The organism is Shewanella fodinae (assembly GCF_014651955.1).
Taxonomy (GTDB): domain Bacteria; phylum Pseudomonadota; class Gammaproteobacteria; order Enterobacterales; family Shewanellaceae; genus Shewanella; species Shewanella fodinae.
In genome coordinates this window covers 182884-207495 of sequence record NZ_BMXW01000003.1, presented here as the reverse complement: position 1 = coordinate 207495, position 24612 = coordinate 182884, and the positions used below count along the sequence as shown (strand labels likewise).

Genomic DNA, 24612 nt, shown 5'->3' with positions numbered 1-24612 from the left:
GAATGTTTAATAAGTAAAGGAAATTGGTATGAGTAAGGAAAGTGTGGACGTTTATACTTTTGAAGTAAGTGTTACTATTGGTGCCGGTAAACTCCCCCAATTCACCTACTATGAACCAGGAAATCCAGAACCATTGACCAAAGAACAGACTGTGGTGGATGTAACTGGACCTACCATTATTTTTTACAAACTGATCAATCTGGAGTTGGCTCCTAAAGGTCTACGCTTTATTGGTGCAGCCTTTAAAACACCTTTTGATGGTGTGATTGAAAACACATTTGTAAATGAGAGTGGTGATACTTTGGTGTTGGAAGATCTTTGTAAGGATCATGGTGCAACTGGATTTCATCTATTGCTGAAAACTGATGATAATAATCTGATTATGATGAGTCCTGACCCTGAAATTATCAATAAACCAAAATAGTTTAAATTAAGAATTCGTGGTGTCGATTAGTCACCACGAATTCTTAAAAAAATATAAAATTAATATAGAAGAGCAAAGAAAATATGAGGACAGGCATTATTTTTGTGGTAGTTCGTTCTTTTAGTTGTTAAATTGCTTTTAGGTGAGCAATGAAGCCGTTTAGTGTCGATCCGTGAGCATGAAGACGATAAAATCGGTGTAATCGCATGATTTGGGGTATACGAAGCGGGTGAAACGCCGCGCAAAGAAAATATAAAATATGATAAAATATGAGCGATAAATATCGATAAATATGAGGACAGGCATCATTTTTGTAGGCTATTTTTTAGTTCGATCTTTTGTTGTTAAATCGTTTTTAGGTGAGAAATAAAGCCGTTTAGCTTCGAACAGTTAGTATGACGACGATAAAATCGGTGTAATCGCATGATTTGAGGTATACGAAGTGGGTGAAACGCCGCGCTAGTTTCACTGGTTCTTGATGAACAGCTGGTTTATCTGTTTGTGTTACTGATATAGCTCACTGCTGTATTGTTTACCGCGACACCATTTGCCACCTTGGCGGGTTTTGAATTCACACATCGCCGCCCAACTGCCACAAGCGCGAGCGTACTGTTTGCTGAATTCGGTAGCACTGCGCATCCAAGCGTCTGACGTTATTCCCAATTGTTGTAATAGCTTGGGTGCTGTTTCGGCAATAGCGCCGCGTTTGTCGGTGCGGACAGCGTGCCCGGTCCAATCAATCAGTTCCAAGTAATCAGCAAAGTGAAAGGGAATGCCTGATTGTGTGGCAGTGTGAGTAGCACCGTCAAAATCTAATAGCGGTTTTAATGGGGTGGTTTTGTGCGGTGATGTGGGGTTATCTGGCTGGACTCTTTGCTGCTGCTCTTTAATCCGTGTTTGAATAGAAGTGAAATCTGAGTTCACAATGCTGTCGGCAATCCCGGCACGGATGGGATTCAAATCAACGTACATCATGCAAGTTAACAGTGCTTGCTCATCAAGTAGCGCTTGCGACTTAAAGCGGCCTTCCCAAAATACGCCGGTGCAGTTGTCTTCTTTATTGGCTTTGCGGGCTATTTCTTCGTTTAGGCAGCGCATAAACCAACTGATGTCAGCGAGGCGTTTACGCCACTCATCAATCAACGCATCCAACTGTAATAGCAGTGTTTTATCGAGCTTGTCACCTTTGAGAAAGCGAGCTACCAGCATGGGTGGATGGAATAACTGTGTCCAACGTTCGATGACCTCCAAAGAACTTAATACCTGCTGGCGTTCGGCATCAATTTTTAGCACGAGGTGATAGTGATTATTCATCACCGCATAGGCACAAATATCGATGCAAAAAATAGCGGAAAGCTGACGAATTTTGGTAGCTATCCATTCGCGACGATGTTCGTAACTGCGGCCGGTTACCGCATCTTCACCACACAAAAATGCACGGCGGACACAACGGTTAATGACGTGGTAATAAGGGGTTGATGCAACATCGATCAAACGACGGCGGGCAACGGTCATAACAACACTCCTTGTTGTAGCAGCTTCACTCCATGTGAAAATTCAGCGTAGTCGATTCCTATCAACTACGCAAATTGATGGCTGTCCTACTATTTTTATTTTTGCTGTCCTACTATTTTTTCTCCGGAAACAAAAGTTGAATCCACTGAATTGGCTCCGCGCCATTCTCGACGCGACGCTGAACAAAACGTCCTATCCTCTACTCGACGACTTCAAAGCAGCCAGTCAATAGGGCCCTGCTGAACGGTTGCCTCTGAACGGCCATCCGAGGATGGCCGTCGTATACACACTTAAACCTGCGTCATGCCTCCATCAACGCAAATCTCCGCACCTGCAATGTAGCAACTCTCGTCACTTGCGAGGAAAAATGCGGCGTTTGCAACTTCTTCAGGTTGGCCCATTCTGCCGAGAGGTATTGCGCTGGTTAAGCTTTTACGCACTTCATCAGACGTTGCCGCCATCATTTCAGTGTCGACAGGACCGGGTGCGACAACGTTGACGCGGATACCGCGCGCCGCAAGTTCACGTGTCCAGGTGCGGGCAAAAGAGCGCAGCGCGGCTTTGCTGGCCGAGTAGACGCCATAGCCATGGGTGCCGAGAACATCAGCAATAGAACCGATGAGAACGACACTGCTGCCGGGTTTCATCAAGGGCAATGCTGCCTGCAGGGCAAAGACGGGGGAGCGGACATTCAGGCCAAATGTCTGGTCAAAATGTTGCTCACTTACCTCTTCAAGTGGGGCGTATTCTGATATTCCTGCATTGATTATAAGGATATCTATCTGACCTGATTTTTCTGAAACCGTCTGCATGATACGGCTCAGTTCGTTCTTCTGACTGACATCAGCCTGCAGCGGCATCGCGGTTCCTGATATTTTGCTTTTGGCTGTCTCAAGTTCTTCTTCCCGTCGGGAAGTGAACCAGGTGACGGCCCCCTCAGCGGCTAAACGCTGACTGATCGCCAGCCCAATTCCTTTCGCACCACCAAGTACCACAGCGACTTTTTTCTCTATTTTACCCATCTGATTTCTCCGATTGAGGTCGAAAACAGATGATATAAATTTGAAACTTAATATCAATTACGCACTTTCGCTATACCAAATATAAGTGACTATATCGCCATGCAAGAAAACCATGATAACTGCCTGATAGACCAGAAAAATACTCGTCTGGTGTTAGAACACATCACCAATAAATGGTCGATATTAATTCTGACCGTACTGTGTACGGAACCTTGCCGGTTCAATGAACTTCGCCGACGTCTGGACGGAATTACCCACAAGGCGCTGGCCGATGCGCTGAAACGGCTGGAGCGAAACGGTTTAATTAATCGTCAGGTTCTGTCCACATACCCGGTGAGTGTGGAATACACCATTACGCCGCTGGCGCAGTCACTGCAGCAGCCTTTTATTGCGCTGGCGAATTGGGCACAGGCGTTTGGTCCGGCCATTGCATTAGCTCAGGCTGAATACGATCGAGCTCATGCGGATGAAAATAAACGCGAGAGTCAGGTTGATGCCTGAGCAATCCGCCTGATCCTCTGAATTACAAACAGGCTAACCCCAGGTGTTTATTCACGGGGCCGAGATTAATCCGATAAAAGATACCGGCTGCTTTGTCCGTTATCACCAGGGCCAGCTGTTGTTCTCATAATCGAGGAAAAGATGGCTTCTGGCGTTTCGGTGTTGCTCAATCACACTGATCATGCCGTTTTACATAAATCTCCGCATCTACTGTACTATCCAGCGTGAGAACTCGCTCGTAGTTGGGCAATCAAGAATAATGTCATCACTGTGCTGCGCTAAATCTTTTGCTTAACAGATATATACCTCCCGGTAATACCCGTTTAGACCGGTTCAGACAGCGAACCAGCCGGTGGGATATTGCTCGCAGATGAACTCCACGAAAGCCTTAACTTTGGGGCTCTGAAGCCGACGGGATGTATGCAACACCCAGAGCTCAGTCAATATATCGGCTTCTCCCCAGCACACCAGCTCACCTTTTTCCAACTGTTGTCTGACAATAGATTGCGGAAGCATCGCCGCACCGGCACCCGCCAGGGTGGCATCCCGCACGGTCAGAAGGGAAGAGAGGCGCATCACCGGTTGCGGCGCGAAATGAAGCTTCCCGCTCTGAACAGTCCAGACCTCTCCATCCGAATAAGTTAACATCACGATCGCCGGGATCTCAGGCGCGTTTTGTGCATCGCCAGGCGGCATCTCAAGCGTGGGAACCGCCACCAGCGCCAGTTTGTCTCTGGCAAACTGTCTGCCAACCAGCGTACTGTTTTTATGCGGATTAATGCGGATCGCGACATCAAAATGCTCATCCACTAAGTCACTCATCCGGTTTTCAGAAATCACTTCAACATGAATGCGCGGATAACGACGGCGAAACGCAGCCAAAAGCTGCCCAAGAGCCAGTTGTGAAAATAGCAGCGGGGCCGCAATACGCAGCCATCCGGAGGGACTTGCCGACGTTTCCCGTGCAGATTCGACCGCTTCATCAATGTCACGTATAGCACCAACGGTATGTGACAAAAGGCGTTCACCGGCCTCAGTGATGTGCAATCTCTGCCCGCCGCGCTCAATAAGACGCACACCGAGTGCCTCTTCAAGGTCCGTCAGCCTGCGTGAAAGGGTTGCTTTGGGTTTTCCGCTGGCGCGACTGGCCGCGCTGATGCCGCCAGAAGCCGCGATGAGGTGGAAATCTTTAAGGGCATTAATATCCATGAAGTGTCTCATTTATGGAACGAACCATCTAAAAAATAGCATCTTCAAAGCGAAAATGGATCGCGATACTGTTTGTTTACACCAACCAACCACCACGGAGTAAATACCATGACCATCCTGATCACCGGAGCCACCGGCCGCGTCGGCCGCAATGTCGTTAACCAACTTCTTCGCCGCGGCGCTGATTTCCGCGTGCTGACCCGTGACCCCGTTAAGGCGGGCTTTGCCGCAAATGTCGACGTAGTGAAAGGCGATTTGCTGGATATCGACGCCTTACGCACCGCCTTCAGCGGCATCAAGACGCTGTTTTTACTGAATGCGGTCGCGGGTGACGAGTATACCCAGACGATTATTACCCTCAACATTGCCCGCGAGTGCGGCGTTGAGCGCGTAGTATATCTCTCTGTCTTTGGCGCCGATGTTTCCGTCAATGTGCCGCACTTCGCCGTGAAATATGGGGCCGAGCGCATGCTTAAAGAGATGGACTTTAGCGCCACCATTCTGCGGCCAACCTACTTTATCGACAATGAGGTCATGATTAAGGATGTGGTCATGAATCACAGTGTTTACCCGATGCCGATCGGCGGTATTGGCCTGGCGATGGTAGACACACGCGATATTGCCGAGGTCGCGGCTATTGAACTGATACGACGCGATCAGGCGAGCGGAAAATTGCCTGTCGAAACGATTAATCTCGTTGGTCCCGATACGCTGACGGGGGAAAGTGCCGCCGCCGTATGGAGTGAGGTGCTGGGCCGCGAGATTATTTACGGCGGAGATAACCCGGATGCATTTGAAGCAAACATGGCAGAATTTATGCCGAAATGGATGGCCTACGAAATGCGTCTGATGGCTGAGCGCTACGTCAGCCACGGCATGCTCCCACAGGATGGCGACAGAGAGCGTCTGGTCACGCTTCTTGGCCGCCCGTTGCATACCTACCGCGACGTCGTGACGGCACTTGCCGCGCAATAAAATGCACTTCTGACAGGTGGGAGTGGGCTTAGGGAAAGCCCGCGCCTTGCTCAGGGCTGGGGAATGTGTTTGCGGGATCTTCTGGCGTCTGAAAACACCAGGTGGAACACCCACATATTGTGTGAATGCCACGTTAAAGGCAATTTGTTCGATTTTCTCTTTGCTGCTCGCCAGCGCTTTTTCCGCTAACAAATTTTAAAAAGCGTAACTGTAGATTCAACCTGTCAACGCAACACCCTTTTCAATTATCTCTTTCGGTGTTTTGAACTTCAGTGTTTTTCTCGGTCTCTCGTTCGCTTTTGTGATGTGTCAGCGGCGGTGAATAGATTTTATCCTGGCCTGGGGCTGATGCTTTCGAATTTTCAATGTGTCGAGCTCCGCCCCATTCTCTGAACCCGGGGCGGATCGAAGAGGTTTTATTGGCCGTGCAGAGCCATAAGCTGGCGGGAAGCACACGACGAACAACAATCAGAAACGATATGTCACCAGCAGGCTTCCCGTGGGCGATGTTTGTCGTTGCACAATCGGGCTATTGCGCGCATCACCCGTCAACTGCGTAACACCTGCTACGGCAACCATGCTCCAGTCCTGGTTGAACTTGTGTGTCCAGTTAAGATTCGTTGACCAGGCATAAATTCCCGCACTGGCGGCTGTGTATTTTCAGGATAACGCGGGTCAGGTCGTTCAGGCGTTGTAACCACACTGGCGGGTCAGGTTTGCTGTTTATCCTTGATGAAGTGACAGCCCTTTTACCACTTTATCTACAGCTTTCTTCGGCCCGAATAACCCAATGCCAACCAGGTTCATATTCTCCGGGTCTTCCGCCAGGAATACCGCACGGTTGTCAGCGTCATGGCCAGTTGAGAACATAGCGTGCACATAAGGAATCAGCGTGAGTTCCCGCTCCAGCCCTTTACGGTGGGTACGCTGTAAAGCGGCCAGATCCGCTTCGAAAATAAGCATCGGCTGGCGAGAAATATTGCCATAGTGATGGCCCTTTGCATCAATATAGGTTTCTCCCATAATTTCCGGCGCAGCACTTGTAATACCCGTCGCCAGAAAAGCCACCACATTTAACCGCTGCCACACAGCCAGATCATTACGCACAATAAAAGCTATTTTAGTATCAAACATTACACCCCGGTCTCCATCTGTTTTTCGTGAAGGCCTATGTTCGAAAAATGCGGGGCTGTCAGTCTAGAACGTTTGTGCACTTACGTTGATATGCCGCAGGAGACACCCGGTAAGCACGCTGGAACCACCGGCCCAGATGGCTCTGGTCTGCAAAACCAACCAGTGAAGCAACCTGAACCGGCGTCATCCCCTGCGCCAGCATACGCCGGGCAGTGCGTAAACGCAGGCGTACAAGCCAGGCGTGAGGTGACTGACCAAATGCCTTTTTGAATTGCCGGCTCAGACGAAAGCGATCCAGCCCGGTTTCACGGGAAAGCGTATCCAGCCCGATATCCTGAGCCATATTCTCGCGCAAATACTCACAGACCCGGTTCATCTGTACCAGAGAAGCATTCATGGTTGAAGGTTTCCGCAGGGCAAGATGCGCAGATAACAGCGTCATCAAATTATCCAGATGCTCATCACGGGCCAACCGACCTTCGCCATAATGCATCGAACACCAGGCCTGGCTGATGGCCGTTATCAGATGAGGATCATCGGTGAGCGTATGGCGAAACGCAGCGCCCACACCAGCAATATCGCCCATTTTGCGCCGTTGCATCATGGTGGCAACCCAGGGTTGCGGCAGGTAGATCATGGCATAAGTAAACCCTTCAGGCTGCGTTGCATGGCCGTCATGCATCGCGCCCGGTTCAATCAGAATAGCCCGGCCAGGACAACTGGTATGCACAAACCGGTTACACTGGAAACGTTGTAACCCCTGCTGAGTTACACCTAACAAAAGTTCATCGTGGTCGTGAGGATCGTAGGCATGGCCTGTAAAATGAGCCTGGATGGTTTCAATCCCCGTTTCGCCATCATGGCGAATATCCACCCAATCCTGCTGGTTGTGTCTGCTGTTAACACTGCCCATTAGCACACCTTTGGTTGATAACCATGCCCACTTTGGAATAAAACAGGCTGGTGGTTATTGTCCGTTGACCACAACGACACCAGCCATTGCATTTAACATAGCATACTGCCTCGTACACACCTCAACGCAGGCACTCGCGCAGCCAGCGATGAGCCGGGTCATTATGCTCGGAAAATAAAATAATTGGGACAGCCACCATTTGTTTGTGTGGTTGTTTCTTTTTTTCGGTTTTCTTCCGCGTTATGGCGATTTGATAGAAGACGAGGGGTGTTGTGCCTCGGTAAGTAGCTGGCTGAGTCCGGATTTTGCGCGATTGATAAATTTTGGATGTGCGAAGTTTGTGAAACGTCGTTCAGGTTTCACTCAGTACTGACAAGAAGATGAGTTTTATGTGTTACTGATATAGCTCACTGCTGTATTGTTTACCGCGACACCATTTGCCACCTTGGCGGGTTTTGAATTCACACATAGCCGCCCAACTGCCACAAGCGCGAGCGTATTGTTTGCTGAATTCGGTAGCACTGTGCATCCAAGCGTCTGACGCTATTCTCAATTGTTGTGATAGCTTGGGTGCTGTTTCGGCAATAGCGCCGCGTTTGTCGGTGCGGACAGCGCGGCCGGTCCAATCAATCAGCTCCAAGTAATCAGCAAAGTGGAATGGAATGCCCGATTGTGTGGCTGTGTGTGTAGCACCGTCAAAATCTAATAGCGGTTTTAATGGTGTGGTTTTGTGCGGTGATGTGGGGTTATCTGGCTGGACTTTTTGCTGCTACTCTTTAATCCGTGTTTGAATAGAAGTGAAATCTGAGTTCACAATGCTGTCGGCAATCCCGGCACGGATGGGATTTAAATCAACTTACATCATGCAAGTTAACAGTGCTTGCTTGTTCATCAACACTGCAAATTAATGGCTGTCCCAATAACCCGCCAATAACCCCACTGTCCCAATAACCCCCAACAACTCTCTTGACGTGACGATTTACAGATAGCTCATTGCTGATTTTGCGATTTTTATCAATAGCTAAGCTCAACATTGTTTAACATCTTCACGGGGGCTGCTAGTATTTGCGGCCTATCTAGATGGATAGTTATTGATATAAGGAAATTTCATGCAGTACAGCAAGATTGCTTTATTTATTCCAATCGCGGGTTTGCTTTCATTTGCGGCGGTGGCAGATGAGTCATCTCAGAGCGTTGATAGTCAGTTCTATCTGGCAGCTAACGTCGGTTATGGCACAAACCTGACAGACGGCCTCGATGATAACAAAGCTGTGTATGGTGTTACCGCGGGTATTCCATTAAATGCCACATGGGCAGTGGAGTCAGATTTCCATTATTGGCCCAGCAGTAACGATGGTATTGATATTGACGTCTATGCCATAGACGTAGCAATGAAAGCCAGTTACCCATTTACCTCAACGGTGCAGGGTTTTGTAAAAGCGGGTTACAGCTATCTGCATGCCAAAGTGGAGGTGAACTATGTTGGCGATGGCTTCTCCCTATCGGGTTCAGCGTCAGATAACGAATATAAACCCGTTGCCAGTATTGGGCTAAAAGCCGATTATGGCCGCTATTTCACTACGCTGGCGTACAACCATTTCTTTGCTGATGATCCTTACGATATCAGCTCAGTGACCATTGGTTTTGGTTATAAGTTCTAGTTGAGTTTGGTGGACACAGTCCCGATGCGCTAACAGCATATTTGGGCCTGTATTCAGGTGGTTTAACCGACAAACAGCTGTGGCACCTCATCCATCATCCGCCGTCAATATTGGCTGTTTTCTTCCCTTTGCATTATCAAACCCCTTGCGCTCTCAAAAATTGTGTACTTCCGCTTTGGTGAACTTTACCCACAAAACCACAACCGTGTTGTATCTATATATGGGCAAGCCAGCCTAATGATTTTTGATATGTGGCAAGTCTGGGATGTCAAAATTACGCCTATTTAATGGAAAATGCTGTGTGTTGCTGCTTTAGTCATAAAAAATAAAGCTATTTATATCAGTATGTTGCACGGTAAGGTTGGCAGAAGGTAATTGCCGAGCGGAGTTTGTAGCCTAACCCTGAAAACTGTGTCTGTTGCCAGGCATGAATAACAGGGAGAAAGACGATGTCTTCACAATCAAACTCAAAACCGTCTATCACTATCGTTGACGAGGTGATACCCGCGGGAATTGCACAAGCTGCTAATGAAGTAGACCTGCTGCAACTGTTATTGGAGCGGCTACAGCAACCCACGTTGCAGTTGGACTTACAAGGCTCAGTGGTTTATGCCAATAAGGCGGCGCTATCGTTATTTGCATCCACCACCGAGATGCTAGTAAGTAAGCAATTACACTCGTTTCTGGCCGCGCCGTGGTCAGCTTTTTATCGTAACTGTTTTGAGCAGTACGGTGATCCGCAAGCATTGGTGCACAGTGCCTCAGAAATGATGATAGATATCAATGAAACCGCGGTACCCGTGAATATGTCTCTGTCGTTTATGCCGGTAAAACAACCTTGTTTGCTGGCGACTTTTCAAGATTTGAGAGCACAAAAAGCCGAAATCCAGCGGTTGCATCAACTGGCGTGTACCGATGCGTTAACCGGACTGGCAAACCGTCGTGCCTTTTTTGAGACCTTGCAGAAACTTTGGGAACAATGCACAGCAACGCGCGACCCAATTTCGATAGTGATTGTGGATGTGGATCACTTCAAACTGTTTAACGACCGTTTTGGTCATATTCAGGGTGACCGTTGTTTGCAGCAGGTGGCCTATGCGTTGCAACAGGCCTTGCCCGATGAAGATTGTCTGGCCGCGCGTTATGGCGGTGAAGAGTTTGCACTGATCCTGCCGGGCATGAATGGTGTGCAGGCTAAGACTATTGCCGAAGGCTTGCGTGAGCGGATTTCGCAGATTAATTGTGGGGAATTGGCGGGCAAATCGGGGATCACCGTGAGTCAGGGGATTGCCGCTGAGGTCAATGGTCAGTTCCGTACGCCAGAAGCGCTGCTGTTTGCCGCCGATACCGCACTGTACCGGGCGAAGAAAGATGGCCGCGATCGGGTTAACTTGTCTAACTGAATGCAACGATTATGGATTGGGATTTTATCTTTAGTCGTTCATCACCCCAGTACCGAGTAGCTGCGTTTTTGTGGTTGCAACGACGCCGATATGAGCATTCGCCAGAAGCCGCTGCCGCACAGCTGTGGCAGGCGTGTTGCCGCAACGATCTCAGTAAGGTGTTGCTAGGCGATTTATGTTTGTGCCATGCACATAGCGGTTGCCACAATTCCGAGGATAATGAGTTTATTGCGCGGCTGCTGAGTGCTATTGATGCACGGCTAATTCAAGCAGGTCAGGCGCGACGTTGAGCTTTTGTAGATCGCCGTGTCGATAATAGTAAAACGCATCCTGTGGCCGTTCCAGTTGCCAGATCTCTTCGTAAGGCAACTGTAACAACAATGCCCGCAGTATCATGCCGGTCAAGCCGTGGCTGATGACTATCAGTCTGTCATTGGCGTGCAGTCCTGCCAGCCAATGGTTGAGACGCAAACGGATGGCCACAAACTCTTCCCCTTGTGGTGCCTTTAAATACCAGTCTGGCTGTTGTTGCAGTTGCGGCTGTGATGCCAGAATTTCGTCGATATGACACTGTTCCCATTGCCCTAATCCGACTTCCTGTATGCGCGCATCGGTGCGGATATGTTCACTGCTGATACCAAGACCAGCACAAACCCGCTCCGCTGTTTGTAGCGCCCGCCCTAGGGGGCTGCTGACAACTTGCCACTGCCGGATATCACGGATGTGCTGTTTGAGGGTAACGCCCATGGCATAGGCTTGACGTTCGCCTAGGGCGGTGAGTGGTGAATTACATTGTCCTTGCAGGCGCCGCTCGGCATTAAAACGGGTCTGACCATGACGCAAGAGATAAAGTTCGGCAGGCATTAGCGCGTATATCTTGATTAAAAGCTGCATAGTGCCGCCGCCGTTGTGCTCAGGTCAAGCCATACGTGGCCGCTATTGCTAATACCCGCTGCTGCTGAAAGTTTTTCATGATCAACGTGGCAGTTGCTGAAACTTATTCAACTAAGTCGATATCTGCAACGCTATGGCTGCCCCGAGTTGTAGCGCCGGTGCTAACATGTGCTGGTCTTGAATTTTCTACCCTCGTCGGAGGAACCATGAGTTCAGTTGTCCCGTTGCCTTTTCGCGCCGAGCATGTTGGCAGTTTTTTACGCCCGGATTATCTGTTACAAGCTCGAGCGGCGTTTGCCAGCGGTGGCATTGATGCGGCGCAACTGCGACAAGTGGAAGATCGCGCCATTGCCGAGGTGATTGGCATGCAACGGGATGTGGGGCTGAAAGTGATCACCGATGGTGAGTTTCGGCGCACCTACTTTCATGTAGATTTCTTGCGGCAGTTAGGCGGCGTTGTCAGTGAAGAACCGCGCACTATTACTCGTGACGACGGCAGTTTGGAATTAGCACCGCCGGTTATTAAGGTGATGGACAAAGTACGCCATGTGAAGAATATCCAATTGGCAGATTTTGTATATCTGCAACAACAGACCCAAGCATTAGGTAGCGCGCTGGTGCCCAAAGTGACTTTGCCTTCGCCCACCATGCTGCATTTTCGCGGTGGTCGGGCCGGGATCAGCCAGCAGGCATATCCACAACTGGCGCCTGAATTCTATGAAGACGTGGCCAAAGCCTATGGCGCCGAGTTGCAGTCACTGGCGGATGCGGGTTGCCGTTATGTGCAGATGGACGATACCAATCTGGCCTATCTGTGTGACGAAAAAATGCGTGAAGCGGCGCGTAGTCGCGGTGATGACCCTAATGAACTGCCGTATCGCTACGCCGATTTTATTAACCGGGTAGTGGCTTATAAACCTCAAGGCATGACCTTGGGCATTCACTTGTGTCGCGGTAATTTCCGCAGCACTTATGCGGCCGAAGGTAACTATGAGCCGGTGGCGGAAGCACTGTTAGCCAAAATGGAACTGGATGCGTTTTTCCTCGAATATGACGACGAGCGCTCGGGTGATTTTCGGCCACTGCGTTTTCTGCCCAAAGGCAAACACGTGGTATTGGGGCTGATCACCAGTAAATTTGGGCAGATGGAATCAAAAGATGCTATCAAACGCCGTATTGATGAAGCTGCCCGTTATGCACCGTTAGAACAGTTATCGCTGTCGCCACAGTGTGGTTTCTCTTCAACCGTGCATGGCAATAACATCGCCTTTGACGAACAGCGCCGTAAGCTGGCACTGGTGGTGGACATTGCAAACGAAGTCTGGGGCGATGCTTAACGTCCGCCGCATTGGTGTGTGAGGTGTTGGGGACTGTGGCGGTTGTGTTTTATGATGGCGTATCTTCATTGAGGTCGGAGTCATAATGACCGCCGCGACAGCAGCCATCACCCAATATTTGCAACAGCAACATGTGCTAACGCTTTGTACTCAGGATCAAGAAGGCTTGTGGTGTGCCAGCTGTTTTTATGTATTTGATGCCGCCACCATGTGTTGCTATCTGATGACCGCCGACGACAGCCGCCACACGCAAGCCATGCTAGCTAATGCGCAGGTTGCAGGTACTATTGCCGAACAAACAGAAGCAGTGCTGCACATTCAGGGCATTCAGTTTACCGCCATTGCCGCTAAAGTCGCTGCAGCTGAGATAGCGGCAATCAAAGCGCGTTACTGTCAGCGTTTCCCCATCGCTAAACTCAAGTCCGCACCGCTGTGGCAGTTACAGTTGCAGACGGTAAAAATGGTGGATAACCGTTTGGGGTTCGGCAAAAAACACCAGTGGCAACGGCAACCAATTTAATCACTGTAACATCTGACATGGCGGAACAGATAGGCCGTTGCCAGACCCAGCAACATCATGCCCCAGGCAAACACTGCCATGCCCCAGCGGTGTGCATGCAGTAATGCCAGCAGCGCCAGCGGCATAATGCTGGAGCAGACAGAATAGGTCAGGTTATACACCAGCGAAATTCCGGTGACTTTAACCGCAGACGGAAATAACTGCACCACGATGGCAGGCACCGCGCTGATAATACCGCTACAGAGCCCGGCTATGGCATATCCCAACAGTAAGGTTTTTGGCGGAGCATCCAGCACCAGTGTCAGCACCGAGGTGCCAACAGCCAGCAATACGCTATAGAGCGCAACAGTTTGCCAGCGCCCCAGCAAATCTGCCAGTTTACCGGCTATTACGCAGCCCACATTTAGGAACAAAATGGCGATACAGCTGATTTCAAAGGTGGTTGCGGCATCCATCTTATAAAATTTTTGCAGCGCAATGGGTGTAACTACGACCGTCATCACCACCGCCGACACCAGCATAGCCGTCAGCAGTGCTGCGGGTAGCGCCGCATATTTGTGCTGACGAAATATCGCAGACAGCGGCAGCTTTTGCACTAATTGTTGTTCCTTTTGTAACGCCATAAATACCGGTGTTTCGCTGAGCCATTGCCTTAGCCACACCGAAATAAAGCCAAAGATACCGCCAATGATAAATGGGATACGCCAGGCCCATTGTTGTAACTCGGCATCGGACACATTGCGGGTGATTAATGTAGCGGTTAATGCCGCCAGCATGTAGCCCAAAGTCAGCCCTGCTTGCAGTAGTCCCAAAGCATAACCGCGATGCTGTTGTGGTGCATGTTCTGCCACAAATACCCAAGCGTTGGGGACTTCACCGCCCAACGCTGCCCCTTGAACAATCCGCGCCAGCAACAACAGTAACGGAGCCCAGATACCAATGGTGACATATCCGGGTAATACACCAATCAGCAAACAGGGCATTGCCATAAACAATACCGTGAAATTGAACATGTGTTTGCGGCCAAATTTATCGGCGAAATGCGCTATCACAATACCGCCGAGTGGCCGCGCCAGATAGCCGACTGAGAAGATCACCAGACTTTGTACCAGTCTTAACCACTCTGGAACTGAGGGCGGGAAAAATACATCAGCGATGGTCACCGATAAAAACACAAAGATAATAAAGTCATAGACTTCCAACGCACCACCGAGCACTGATAGCGCCACAATGCGGTAATCGCGCAGAGAAAATGGAACGGTTTGCAGCTGTTCTGACATGCCTTGTCCAATGCTAAGACCGCCAGTAGTGACTGGCAAAAAGCGCATGATAGCGGAATCTGGGCTTTTCCCCAATTACCACACCACACAACCCCAATGGGGGCCAACCAAACAGCTGGGAGGGATTTGATGTTGCAATTGGTCAATTTTATATGGTATACGATATAAAATTATCATGTTAACGCTTACTAAATAAAGCACCTGTGCGGGGTTTTCCCGTTAGATAGCAATTGACGCATACAACCATTCATTCGGGGAGATCAGATGGACAGAAGGCACTTTTTACAATCTGTGGCATTAACCACCGCCGCGGTGGCTGTGGGCAGGCTGCAGGCGGCGACTTCTCAACCGGAGCTGGCCGCCAGTCCGCGACTACAAGCGCTGACGCCATCGCAACTTGAAGGGTTTACCCCTATAGGTGAATTTGAGGAACTAGGGCTGAGTTGGTCGGTATATGAAGATCTGCGGCAACCTGACGGTGCTTTGGCGATGTGTCATGGTCAACAAGTGTTAATGCTGAGCAAACGCCTGGAAGCGACATTCGCCACCGACCAGCCATACTATTTAGGCATGTCATTGGCAGAAGTCGCGATGGCAGATGCGGATTTACTGGCAGATAAACTGCTCGCAAAGGGTGAGCCGGACGAGCTGCAAGTGCGCAGCGTGGCGCCACCATTGGCGTCCAAGCTCAATGCTGAAGATTATGGTGGTCGTTTGCCTTGGAACAGTTTTATTGGGACCCGTCAATGTGACGATACCATGATGGTTTATCCCAACGGCCGCACCCGCACATATCATCCGCGGCAGGTGCTGAAGGGTTGCGGTGACGATGCGCTGGCGGCTAAACGTTATGAAGGGTTGTTAGGGGGTTGGTTACCGGCAGTCCATAAAGTGATCCCAATCAGCCACAACCGCTACTATGACCTGCTGGTATTTGCCGATGTGGATGCCACCGACCGTTTTATCACCCAGACCTGGCATCGTTCCGCATTGATTGAAGATGGCAAAGTCAGCGAAGTGCATTATGGTTACAGCTATCCCGCTTATCCGCCGAGACGACAGCCACCGGCGGCCGCCGATTTTTACCGGGCATTGCTGCGTTTTAGCGGCTATTGGCAGCAATTGTTGCACGATTGCGCCAGCGTCACCTTACCCGATCAAAGTTGGGGCGATATGGTGCAGTTTGCCTTTGCCCGCGAGCAAATAGTGCGTCCTGACGGTGTCTACCCGAAGTACGGCGCAGTGGATCGCGATTATTATGGGCAGGAGTACGACGGCTTTCAGGATACCTTCACCAGTTCACTGTATGCCAATCTAGAGTGGGGCCGTTTTGCGCAGGCGGCTGCCGTGCTGGATGGTTATTTTAGCGATTTTGTCGCCGATGACGGCATGATCAACATGCGCGGCCCCGAAACCGCCCAGTTCGGTTTGACCTTGTCGCTACTGGCTCGCTACTACCGTTACACCGCTGATAAAGCCCTGCTACAGAAGCATCGCCACAAAATTGCGGCCACTGCCAGTATTTTGCTGGAACTGCATGATGTCAGTTTGCAATTGCCACAGGACGATCCGGGCTATGGGCTGATCCACGGCTGGAATGAATCCGATGCTTGCCTGTTTGAAGATCCCGCTATCTGGTGGAAGCCCTATTTTGCTAACAGTGCCATGACGGTGCGGGGGCTGAATGATATTGCCGCCATTTGGGGCAAATTAGGCGGTGAACGTTCACTGGCGCAACACTGGCAACAGCGCGCTAAACAACTGCATGCGCGGCTGGAGCAGAGCATTCGTGCCAACATTCGCCACGACATGCAGCCCCCTTACATTGGCCCACTTCCTGGGGCCAAATTGACGTTTCGTCAGGCGCTAGCGCAGCAAAACCCTAGCGAACAGGGCTGGCCGCATCGCGCCTATGCAGAGTTGCTGCACGCGGATGTGTTGCCAGCTGAGCTGTCGCACTTGGTGATTAACTGTATGCGCGCCTATGGTGCCACCAGCATCGGGGTGGTAGCGAATATCACCGCCGCCAACGAGCACGAGCGTAATTTGCTGGGCTTTATCTCATACGGTTATGCGCGGCAGTTGTTGTCACTCGGGCGAGTGGATGAGTATCTGCTGTTTATGTACGCCCATCGTTATCATGCCCATACGCCAGGAAGTTGGACGGCGGGCGAGGTGACCGATATCACTGGGGGTATGCCATTATTTTGTATGCCCGCACAGCTGACAATACCGTTATTGCTGCGTTGGGCGTTGGTATTTGATGATGATCATGGACTGCATTTGGCCAAAGCGCTGCCCCATGCCTGGTTGTTCAGTGGCAAGCCAGTGACTTGTGAGCCGGTGCCCACACCGTGGGGTAAAACTGGTCTGAGTTTGCAATATGATCCGCAGTTACAGCGGCTTGATGGCAAACTGGCACTGCCAGAAGGACAACCGCAGGCGTTGTGGTTGACGCTGCGATTGCCGCAAGGAAAACGCTGGCAAAAATTGCAGGTGGGCGACCAGGTGTTATTGCCGCAGGGGCCTGCGGGTGACCGCTTCAATCTTAAAGGGTTGCGAGGCAACGTTTCGCTGCAGGCGTTGCTCGCATAAGCGTTTAACAGAACAGTGTGACAGTGCCCCTGGCTCCAGCGTATGATGCGATTAAGTCGAGCCGCTAACATGGAGTCAGGTTTATGAGTGAAAACCCCCTAAAGTTTGTCACGCTGGTGGGCAGTCTACGTAAGGATTCTCTGAATGCCACAGTTGCTCGGGCATTGCCGCAACTGGCACCTGCCAATGTAGAAATTGCGCCTTTGGGTTCTGTTGGTGATTTTCCGCTGTATAACGCCGATGTGCAGGAATCTCAGGGTTTTCCCGAGGCAGTGCTACAGATGGCGTCTATGATTGCTGAAGCCGATGGGCTGATTATTGTCTCTCCTGAATATAATTACTCTGTCCCTGGGGTGTTGAAAAATGCCCTCGACTGGTTATCGCGGGTATCGCCACAGCCTTTGGTCGGCAAGCCTGTGATGATTGAAAGTGCCTCTCCTGGCGTGATTGGTGGCGCGCGGATGCAGTATCACCTGCGGCAAATTCTGGTATTTTTTGATGCTAAGGTGATGAACAAGCCAGAAGCCATGATAGGGCAGGCGATGGGGAAAATCAGTGAAGGCAAACTCACCGATGCCGCGACGCGCGAGTTTTTAGGTAAACAATTACAGGCGTTTGCCGATTTTGCCGCGCATTGATTTTACCATCCATTATTGAATAGACGTCGAATTGACGATGTATGCACGGCGGTGTGTTGCGTGTGGTAGTTGCCTGACGGCATCGGGCAAAGGTATACCGATGCCATCAGTGTTAAGTGTCACTGCCGCGCCGCACGACCGTAGTAACCGGTGAAGCTGGCTTTGGCAATTGCGTTGGCGTTAATCATAAAACCACCTACAGCAGCGGTAGCCTCGGCTGGGACTTCCAGCTTGGCGGTTTTCAACGCATAAAGGGTAAAAATATAGCGGTGAGGTTTATCGCCCACCGGTGGACAAGTGCCACCCCAGGCTTTGACGCCATAGTCGATGCGAACCTGGCTGGCTCCCGGTGGTAAGCCTTTATCGCCCAAAGCCCCGGCATTGGCAGGCAGATGCGTTGTGGTCGCGGGAATATTAATAACCATCCAGTGCCACCAACCAGAACCAGTAGGCGCATCTGGGTCGTAAACTGTCAGAGCATAACTTTGGGTCGCTAACGGCGCGCCACTCCAACGCAGTTCTGGCGATTGGTTGTCACCATGGCAACCAAAGGTATTGGCCTCAAAACGTGCAGGAATGGTGGCGTTGGGGCTAATATCAGGACTGCTCAGAGTAAACTCGTCGGCATGGACGGCAAAGAGTGAGCTGGTCAGCAGCGATAGACTGGCACAGATACATGCGATGGTTTTCATAGGTACTCCAGATAGCAATAATTGAATCCTAACCATTGTGGGCGGTGACGGTGATTAAAAGCTTACCTGCTAAGCGCAGGCATCGGTCACGCCCCAAACTTAATTCTTGGTGTATCATCGTCTGCTAATTTTGCTCAGACAGCAAGACTATCTTGCTGAATCACATATAGAAAGGTAACAGAATGACGTCTCTGGCTCACTACATCGATGCTATTCACCAGCGCAGCGCAGTGATTGTAGGGCAACAGCAGCGGGATTTGTCGTATCAAGATAATGGTGTGACGGTGACTGCCATTGATACCCGGTATCACTTCGCCGATGGTGTGGTAATGCAACATCAGTATGAAAAAGATGATGTCGAAGATGAGCAACTGTGTGCCGAATGCTGGAGTACCTACACGGTTGTCAGCGCCCCGGCAGATATCAGGATCACCCCTCAGCGTAAAGCGTTTACTAATCATTGCCAAGAACTCTTCTGGCTGAAAACTCTGCGGATGCAGCAGCGCTGTTAATTTGTGGCTGTATGGCCGTTTTTGCGAGTCTTCTTGTGTGGCGTCTCAGTATTGTTGATGGCGAGATTTTACCGTAGTTAAAACTTCACTGATATTCGTGGAGAAAGCTAAATAGAACAACCAATTAATCATGTTTTATGATGAGGTACTTCATGTTCTTCCTTCAATCATATTCGTACGGGCGATTGTCCAGTATTGCGCTAAGACAATCGCCCACAGGAAGATATTGCGCTTAGTTTACTTGTTTCTGTTCAAGAATTGTTACCGCACCATCTTTGTCGTAGTGCGGATTGTATTTGCCGGCTGGAAGTGTATTGACCACGATTCCGTTAACGGTTCTGGCAATTGGAACATAGTCAGTTGTCGCAGTGGATATTGCCGTTGAAATAATTGCTGCGAGGAGACCTCCGCCACTGTTGCCTGAGGTGTCATAAACAATGGTCTGGCTATAGTGCCATAGTTCTTCATTGTCTTTAGTAGATACTAATCGAAAAGCGGCTCCCACAGTCACGTTGCCACCAGTGATATAATAGTTTGTATCCCATTGATTAATAGTGACAAATAATATCGCGTCAGCACCAAACAGTCCTTGGAACTTGGTGGCATCAACCTTCTCTAATTGCTCGCCGTCAACCACCCCTTGCTGTTGAAGCAGCATATTAGTAATTGGTAGCGGCAGTACATAGTATCCAGCCTCTGCCAGCGGGGTAGCTATGGTTGTCGAATACAGTTCCGGTGCATCGGCAGCGGTTGAATGATTAATTGCTGGCACCACTAATATTGACAGTGGATGTTGCTGGTACATCAGGGGATATGCGGCCTGCTTAGTAACATAGTTGGGGGTCGCACAGCCTGTCAGCAAGGATGCTGTGGTGATTAATAGTAGTAGAATTATTTTTCTCATAATGAACGAGCATCCTTGTGTAGATCGTTTATCAGCCTATCCATAAGCGGTGCTGACTCAGGGAATAAGCTTTTTTCTTGATTAAAATACTGTAGTGCTAGTTTCGGTGAGTTCTGAGCTTGTAGCATACCTAATTCTGCACAAATGCCTGGTGGAATTTTCTTATGTTGCGCTACCGCATTTTCAACGATAGCTGTGAGTGATTGCACATGTGCTTGACGGCTGCTTTCGCTGGGCGATTTTTGATATTCATATGCAGTCTGTGAGTAATTACCCCAATAATAAATACTGTTATTATTGGCCGCACAACCGCCAAGTACTATCAACGCTAATGCTACGAGTATTGTGTTATGTTTTCTCATCAGGGGATCCGTATTTCAAAAGTATTACCGTTAGTCACAAAAATATTGCGCTTAACTAACGTTTCACCGTTCTTATGGATTTCAACTAAATGGTTGCCAGTTGCTACCACAAACTTAATTACCGTTTCATCTTTCTCCGTGTAACTAGTAACCCCATCTAAATTTATCGCTGGCTGTTTATCTAAAACCAACTGTGCTCCTGCCAGACTGCCACTTAATTGGAGATAAGCTTTGTCATCTACCTGGGTTGTGGTTTCATAATGGGAACTACAAGCGCTTAGAAAAAGCGTGATGGCTATGAGAAATATTTTTTTCATGGGTTATGCCTTTTTCTGTTCTTGAACCACAAGACCTGTGAGCTGTTTAGGATTGATCGTTCCTGACACCAGTTCACATAGAGACAATTCATTACTGCCTTTGCCGATAAAACTTTTAACTTTAATCGTGGCGATTTTTTCACCTGGTAACGTTATCAATAGTCCAGTCTGGGGATTTTTAACTGTTTCGCCTTCTTTAAAAACGTCAAAAAGCTCGTCGGTTTTCAGCCCTTGTGATTGTCCTCCAGTCATCATCCATAGCGAACCTTGCTGACCGATCAAGTAAGCGCGCCATGGGCTATCGAGTAGATTTTCGGTGATATTACTGACAAGTTTGGAAATGGCAGCAGAGACGGCTTTATCGTCTAGCGATGAATCATAACTGGCACGTTCACCAACATTGAATACGTGGTTGGCTTCAACAACAGCTTCCCCCGAGGCTTCCTCTGAATAGACAATTTCTCCTGTACGCGTGTTAATCAAACGTACGTTAACAGTCGCATTGGCTTTTTGAATTTTATTACGGCTGAAAATGCCAACCTCACTGGTGGTGGAGCGACCGAATTCAGAAACTGAACCGATAATCAAAAAATCAGCTCCCACTGACGGCATGGTTTTACCAGCCAATTTGTTTTCTGATAACACTTTATTCAGGTCGTTTCTTTCTAGCATGATGAATTTGTGTGTCTCAGTAAGACGAGCGGCAAGAATATCGGCAGCTTGCTTACCAATCCGATCACCATCTTTATCAAGGAGGAAACTTCCACGTTTAGTTTCATCAGTGAAACGCGCAATGGCCACGACACGCTTTAGACCAAGTTGTTCTGGCGCTTGAAGTGTTGGGCTAATTTTTGGCGTGGCTATTGGCAGTGTGTTTACTGATTCTCTTGTCGCAGAAGTACAAGCGGTCAGCAGACTGAATGCCATTACTAACGTAACGAGTTTTTTCATAGTGCCTTTCTCTGGAATAGGCACGGGCATTGACATTGGGTACAAATGAGCAGCTTCCGTGCCATTGTGGGTTACAAATGTTGACTTGCGGTAAGCGATATTAACAAGTGGCAGAATAGGGTGCAGCATTTTTTTGTGACAACTGACGCAAAGATAGACGTAGATAGCAAAATCATAATGCTAGATAGCAAACTGCCGCCTTTAAGGCGGCAGTAAAAGGCAATAATAGGCTGTTTTTAAAGAATAAAACGGCTCAGGTCTTCGTCGTGCACTAAGGTTTCCAGATGAGCGTTGACGTATTCGGCATCAATCACGTAATTGGCGCCGGATTTGTCGGCGGCTTCATAGGAGATATCTTCCATCAGCTTTTCCATGATGGTGTGCAGCCGTCTTGCCCCGATGTTTTCGGTGGTTTCATTCACTTGGAAGGCGGCGTCGGCAATGCGGTCGATGCCTGATTCCGTAAATTCTACCGTTACGCCTTCGGTTGCCATCAGCGCGACATACTGTTCGGTCAGCGATGCGTGTGGCTCGGTGAGAATGCGTTTGAAGTCGCCAGCGGTTAAGGCATCCAGTTCCACACGAATGGGCAGACGCCCCTGTAGCTCAGGGATCAGATCTGACGGTTTAGACATCTGGAAGGCACCAGAAGCGATAAACAGAATATGATCAGTGCGCACCATGCCGTGCTTGGTATTAACGGTACAGCCTTCTACCAATGGCAACAGGTCGCGTTGTACCCCTTCGCGGGAGACATCGGGGCCAGAGGTTTCACCACGTTTACAGATCTTGTCGATTTCATCCAAGAAGACGATGCCGTGCTGCTCAACCAGTTCAATCGCTTGATCTTTAAGGTCTTCCTGATTCACCAGTTTGGCAGCTTCCTCTTCAGTCAGCTGCTTCATGGCGTCTTTGATCTTCAGTTTGCGGCGTTTAGTCTGGCCTTGACCCATATTCTGGAACAGGCTCTGCAATTGGTTGGTCATCTCTTCCATTCCTGGAGGTGACATGATTTCCACGCCAATCTGCGGGCCGGCGACATCGATTTCTATCTCTTTATCGTCCAACTGGCCTTCGCGCAGTTTTTTGCGGAAGATCTGCCGGGTGTGCGAGCTGTCTTCTTTTTCGCTGTCCCAATCATTTTTGGGCTTGGGCAACAGTGCATCCAGTACCCGTTCTTCTGCCGCTTCTTCGGCTCGGGTGCGGCATTTCAGCATCTGCTGTTCGCGGGTCATCTTGACGGCAGCATCGGTCAGATCGCGGATGATCTGATCCACTTCTTTGCCGACATAACCCACTTCGGTAAATTTGGTGGCTTCTACCTTAATAAACGGTGCATTGGCGAGTTTTGCCAGACGGCGGGCAATTTCGGTCTTACCAACACCGGTCGGGCCAATCATCAGGATATTTTTCGGGGTCACTTCCTGGCGCAGTGCGCTATCCAATTGCATCCGCCGCCAACGGTTACGTAAGGCAACCGCCACTGAGCGCTTGGCTTTTTGCTGGCCGATAATATGGGCGTCCAGTTCGTGGACGATTTCGCGGGGTGTCATTTCCGACATGGTACTTCCTCACGCAGAATTCAGTAATTCAGTTCTTCAATGGTCTTGAACTGGTTAGTAAACACGCAGATATTGCCAGCGATGGTTAAGGCTTTTTCGCAAATGTCGCGTGCCGTAAGTTCGGTATTTTCCAGCATGGCGATAGCGGCTGCCTGGGCGTAGTTACCACCAGAACCGATGGCAATGAGGTCGTTTTCTGGCTGCAGTACGTCGCCATTACCTGTGATGATCAATGAACATTCAGCATCCGCTACCGCCAGCAGTGCCTCCAGCTTGCGTAACATGCGGTCAGTACGCCAGTCTTTGGCCAGTTCCACGGCGGCTTTCATCAAGTGTCCCTGATGCATTTCCAGTTTGGCCTCAAAACGTTCGAACAAGGTGAACGCATCGGCAGTGCCTCCGGCAAATCCAGCAATCACTTTGTCGTGGTAAAGACGGCGGACTTTGCGGGCGTTACCTTTCATGACGGTATTTCCCAGAGAAACTTGGCCATCACCGGCCATTACCACTTGTTTGTCACGGCGCACGGATACGATTGTTGTCACGATAAATCCTCTTGGCTGGCTGACGGGCGATGCCGTCAGGGTGCGATAGAGGTTAATATGGGGGTGGAGCAATGAATATCAAGCACAGGAACCGCAGTTTTTAAGCGTATGCCATCAGGATTAGCAAGAAAAAAACCGCAGGCCAACGACTTGCGGTTTTGTTTGTGCTTGTGGGCTGTTAACTTTCCCAGAACCAGATCATACAGCCGTTCAGGCCAGCGCGTTGCAGTTCATGGCGATCGGTTTCCGCTTTGCGTTTACTCTGATAGGGTCCTAGCACCACCTTGTACCAGACGCCGCTGTTGCCGTCGATTTTCCGCACTTGCGCCTCTAGCCCCTGGAAGGCGATAACCGCTTTCATTTCCTGTGCCTGTGATTCTTTACGGAAGGAGCCACACTGCATCTGATAGGGGCGGGTCGGTTGGTTGCTCTTTTCCGGTAAATCCACTTCAACCTGTTTGTTCTCTAACTCCTGCTGATACGTCCACTCTTCTTTAGGTTTTGGGGGCAGTGCATTAGGATCTTTCTTGGGCGCTGTCTTTTCTGGAATGACAACCTTTACCGGTTCTTGGGTTACTGGCGCCGGACTGCCGTTCTTCAGCGTCCACAAAAAATAACCAAAACCAGCGACTACCACCAATACCATCAAAAACAGCAGCAACGGCGGCCGTTTAGGTGGCTGAGGTTTTTTGAGGTTACCGCGCTGTTGTCGGCGCGGTTTGCTGTTAGCGTAATCGCTGCGCATC

27 protein-coding genes and 1 pseudogene are annotated in these 24612 nt (G+C 49.7%); 11 read left to right on the top strand and 17 right to left on the bottom strand.

What is annotated here, in order from left to right; translation table 11 throughout:
- Positions 1 to 28: 28 nt before the first annotated feature.
- Positions 29 to 424 (top strand): DP-EP family protein, encoded by a 396-nt coding sequence (locus IE064_RS04850; protein ID WP_189616874.1) that lies wholly within the window; start codon positions 29 to 31, stop codon positions 422 to 424.
- A 504-nt stretch (positions 425 to 928) separates the two neighbouring features.
- Here IE064_RS04850 and IE064_RS04845 read toward each other — a convergent pair.
- On the bottom strand, positions 929 to 1939 hold the full coding sequence (locus IE064_RS04845; RefSeq protein ID WP_189616873.1) for a transposase: 1011 nt from the start codon (positions 1937 to 1939) through the stop codon (positions 929 to 931).
- A gap of 290 nt (positions 1940 to 2229) precedes the next feature.
- A complete protein-coding gene (locus tag IE064_RS04835; protein WP_189616872.1) occupies positions 2230 to 2961 on the bottom strand; it encodes an SDR family NAD(P)-dependent oxidoreductase in 732 nt (243 codons plus the stop codon).
- Between the two features lie 99 nt (positions 2962 to 3060).
- On the opposite strand from IE064_RS04835, the gene IE064_RS04830 reads away from it, so the two are divergent.
- Positions 3061 to 3462: a winged helix-turn-helix transcriptional regulator gene (locus tag IE064_RS04830; protein ID WP_064597532.1), complete on the top strand. Its 402-nt coding sequence runs from the start codon at positions 3061 to 3063 to the stop codon at positions 3460 to 3462.
- Positions 3463 to 3795: 333 nt separating this feature from the next.
- Here the strand turns inward: IE064_RS04830 and IE064_RS04825 are convergent, their stop codons facing one another.
- Positions 3796 to 4671, bottom strand: coding sequence for a LysR family transcriptional regulator (locus IE064_RS04825; RefSeq protein ID WP_189616871.1), 876 nt, complete (start codon positions 4669 to 4671; stop codon positions 3796 to 3798).
- Between the two features lie 108 nt (positions 4672 to 4779).
- Between IE064_RS04825 and IE064_RS04820 the strand changes: the two genes are divergently transcribed.
- On the top strand, positions 4780 to 5646 hold the full coding sequence (locus tag IE064_RS04820; RefSeq protein WP_189616870.1) for an SDR family oxidoreductase: 867 nt from the start codon (positions 4780 to 4782) through the stop codon (positions 5644 to 5646).
- Positions 5647 to 6114: 468 nt separating this feature from the next.
- Here IE064_RS04820 and IE064_RS04815 read toward each other — a convergent pair.
- The 4 genes and pseudogenes from IE064_RS04815 to IE064_RS18290 all read right to left on the bottom strand — a co-directional run.
- Positions 6115 to 6285: pseudogene (locus IE064_RS04815) on the bottom strand (MipA/OmpV family protein); the annotation flags it as partial.
- Between the two features lie 84 nt (positions 6286 to 6369).
- Entirely contained in the window at positions 6370 to 6780 is a 411-nt protein-coding gene (locus tag IE064_RS04810) for a DUF2000 domain-containing protein (protein ID WP_189616869.1), read from the bottom strand.
- 58 nt (positions 6781 to 6838) lie between these two features.
- On the bottom strand, positions 6839 to 7693 hold the full coding sequence (locus tag IE064_RS04805; protein ID WP_189616868.1) for an AraC family transcriptional regulator: 855 nt from the start codon (positions 7691 to 7693) through the stop codon (positions 6839 to 6841).
- Positions 7694 to 8087: 394 nt separating this feature from the next.
- Positions 8088 to 8333: a hypothetical protein gene (locus tag IE064_RS18290; protein ID WP_189616867.1), complete on the bottom strand. Its 246-nt coding sequence runs from the start codon at positions 8331 to 8333 to the stop codon at positions 8088 to 8090.
- A gap of 469 nt (positions 8334 to 8802) precedes the next feature.
- Here IE064_RS18290 and IE064_RS04795 point away from each other — a divergent pair, with 469 nt between their 5' ends.
- From IE064_RS04795 to IE064_RS04785, 3 genes are all read left to right on the top strand, one after another.
- On the top strand, positions 8803 to 9354 hold the full coding sequence (locus tag IE064_RS04795) for an outer membrane beta-barrel protein (protein WP_189616866.1): 552 nt from the start codon (positions 8803 to 8805) through the stop codon (positions 9352 to 9354).
- Between the two features lie 449 nt (positions 9355 to 9803).
- A complete protein-coding gene (locus tag IE064_RS04790) occupies positions 9804 to 10757 on the top strand; it encodes a sensor domain-containing diguanylate cyclase (RefSeq protein WP_189616865.1) in 954 nt (317 codons plus the stop codon).
- A gap of 11 nt (positions 10758 to 10768) precedes the next feature.
- Complete coding sequence (locus IE064_RS04785; protein ID WP_189616864.1) at positions 10769 to 11047, top strand: hypothetical protein; 279 nt, start codon at positions 10769 to 10771, stop codon at positions 11045 to 11047.
- Here IE064_RS04785 and IE064_RS04780 read toward each other — a convergent pair.
- Complete coding sequence (locus IE064_RS04780) at positions 11004 to 11651, bottom strand: histidine phosphatase family protein (RefSeq protein WP_189616863.1); 648 nt, start codon at positions 11649 to 11651, stop codon at positions 11004 to 11006. The genes IE064_RS04785 and IE064_RS04780 overlap by 44 nt on opposite strands.
- Before the next feature lie 206 nt (positions 11652 to 11857).
- Here IE064_RS04780 and IE064_RS04775 point away from each other — a divergent pair, with 206 nt between their 5' ends.
- Both IE064_RS04775 and IE064_RS04770 read left to right on the top strand, forming a co-directional pair.
- A complete protein-coding gene (locus IE064_RS04775; protein ID WP_189616862.1) occupies positions 11858 to 12988 on the top strand; it encodes a 5-methyltetrahydropteroyltriglutamate--homocysteine S-methyltransferase in 1131 nt (376 codons plus the stop codon).
- A gap of 85 nt (positions 12989 to 13073) precedes the next feature.
- A complete protein-coding gene (locus tag IE064_RS04770) occupies positions 13074 to 13508 on the top strand; it encodes a YhbP family protein (RefSeq protein WP_189616861.1) in 435 nt (144 codons plus the stop codon).
- Here IE064_RS04770 and IE064_RS04765 read toward each other — a convergent pair.
- Positions 13505 to 14863, bottom strand: a complete 1359-nt coding sequence (locus IE064_RS04765; RefSeq protein WP_229799857.1) for an MFS transporter — start codon at positions 14861 to 14863, stop codon at positions 13505 to 13507. The genes IE064_RS04770 and IE064_RS04765 overlap by 4 nt on opposite strands.
- 189 nt (positions 14864 to 15052) lie before the next feature.
- Between IE064_RS04765 and IE064_RS04760 the strand changes: the two genes are divergently transcribed.
- On the top strand, positions 15053 to 17383 hold the full coding sequence (locus IE064_RS04760) for a glucosidase family protein (RefSeq protein ID WP_189616860.1): 2331 nt from the start codon (positions 15053 to 15055) through the stop codon (positions 17381 to 17383).
- 83 nt (positions 17384 to 17466) lie between these two features.
- On the top strand, positions 17467 to 18021 hold the full coding sequence (locus IE064_RS04755) for an NADPH-dependent FMN reductase (RefSeq protein WP_189616859.1): 555 nt from the start codon (positions 17467 to 17469) through the stop codon (positions 18019 to 18021).
- A 119-nt stretch (positions 18022 to 18140) separates the two neighbouring features.
- On the opposite strand, the gene IE064_RS04750 is transcribed toward IE064_RS04755, so the two are convergent.
- The gene (locus IE064_RS04750; RefSeq protein ID WP_189616858.1) at positions 18141 to 18713 is read right to left on the bottom strand and encodes a YbhB/YbcL family Raf kinase inhibitor-like protein; all 573 of its coding nucleotides are present in this window, start codon (positions 18711 to 18713) and stop codon (positions 18141 to 18143) included.
- A 182-nt stretch (positions 18714 to 18895) separates the two neighbouring features.
- Here IE064_RS04750 and IE064_RS04745 point away from each other — a divergent pair, with 182 nt between their 5' ends.
- A complete protein-coding gene (locus IE064_RS04745) occupies positions 18896 to 19225 on the top strand; it encodes a hypothetical protein (RefSeq protein ID WP_189616857.1) in 330 nt (109 codons plus the stop codon).
- A 232-nt stretch (positions 19226 to 19457) separates the two neighbouring features.
- Here the strand turns inward: IE064_RS04745 and IE064_RS04740 are convergent, their stop codons facing one another.
- The 7 genes from IE064_RS04740 to IE064_RS04710 form a co-directional block, all read right to left on the bottom strand.
- A complete protein-coding gene (locus tag IE064_RS04740) occupies positions 19458 to 20129 on the bottom strand; it encodes a GNA1162 family protein (protein ID WP_189616856.1) in 672 nt (223 codons plus the stop codon).
- Positions 20126 to 20491 carry a DUF4810 domain-containing protein gene (locus IE064_RS04735; RefSeq protein ID WP_189616855.1) on the bottom strand — a complete coding sequence of 122 codons (366 nt, stop codon included), beginning with the start codon at positions 20489 to 20491 and terminating at the stop codon, positions 20126 to 20128. Before IE064_RS04735 ends, IE064_RS04740 begins: the two co-directional genes overlap by 4 nt.
- Positions 20491 to 20808 carry a putative periplasmic lipoprotein gene (locus IE064_RS04730; RefSeq protein ID WP_189616854.1) on the bottom strand — a complete coding sequence of 106 codons (318 nt, stop codon included), beginning with the start codon at positions 20806 to 20808 and terminating at the stop codon, positions 20491 to 20493. The genes IE064_RS04735 and IE064_RS04730 overlap by 1 nt, the downstream gene beginning before the upstream one ends.
- 3 nt (positions 20809 to 20811) lie before the next feature.
- On the bottom strand, positions 20812 to 21759 hold the full coding sequence (locus IE064_RS04725) for a CsgG/HfaB family protein (protein ID WP_189616853.1): 948 nt from the start codon (positions 21757 to 21759) through the stop codon (positions 20812 to 20814).
- A gap of 236 nt (positions 21760 to 21995) precedes the next feature.
- Positions 21996 to 23321, bottom strand: a complete 1326-nt coding sequence (gene hslU / locus IE064_RS04720; RefSeq protein WP_189616852.1) for an ATP-dependent protease ATPase subunit HslU — start codon at positions 23319 to 23321, stop codon at positions 21996 to 21998.
- A gap of 20 nt (positions 23322 to 23341) precedes the next feature.
- Positions 23342 to 23866, bottom strand: a complete 525-nt coding sequence (hslV, locus tag IE064_RS04715; protein ID WP_189616851.1) for an ATP-dependent protease subunit HslV — start codon at positions 23864 to 23866, stop codon at positions 23342 to 23344.
- A 178-nt stretch (positions 23867 to 24044) separates the two neighbouring features.
- Positions 24045 to 24611 (bottom strand): SPOR domain-containing protein, encoded by a 567-nt coding sequence (locus IE064_RS04710; protein WP_189616850.1) that lies wholly within the window; start codon positions 24609 to 24611, stop codon positions 24045 to 24047.
- Between the last annotated feature and the right edge of the window lies 1 nt (position 24612).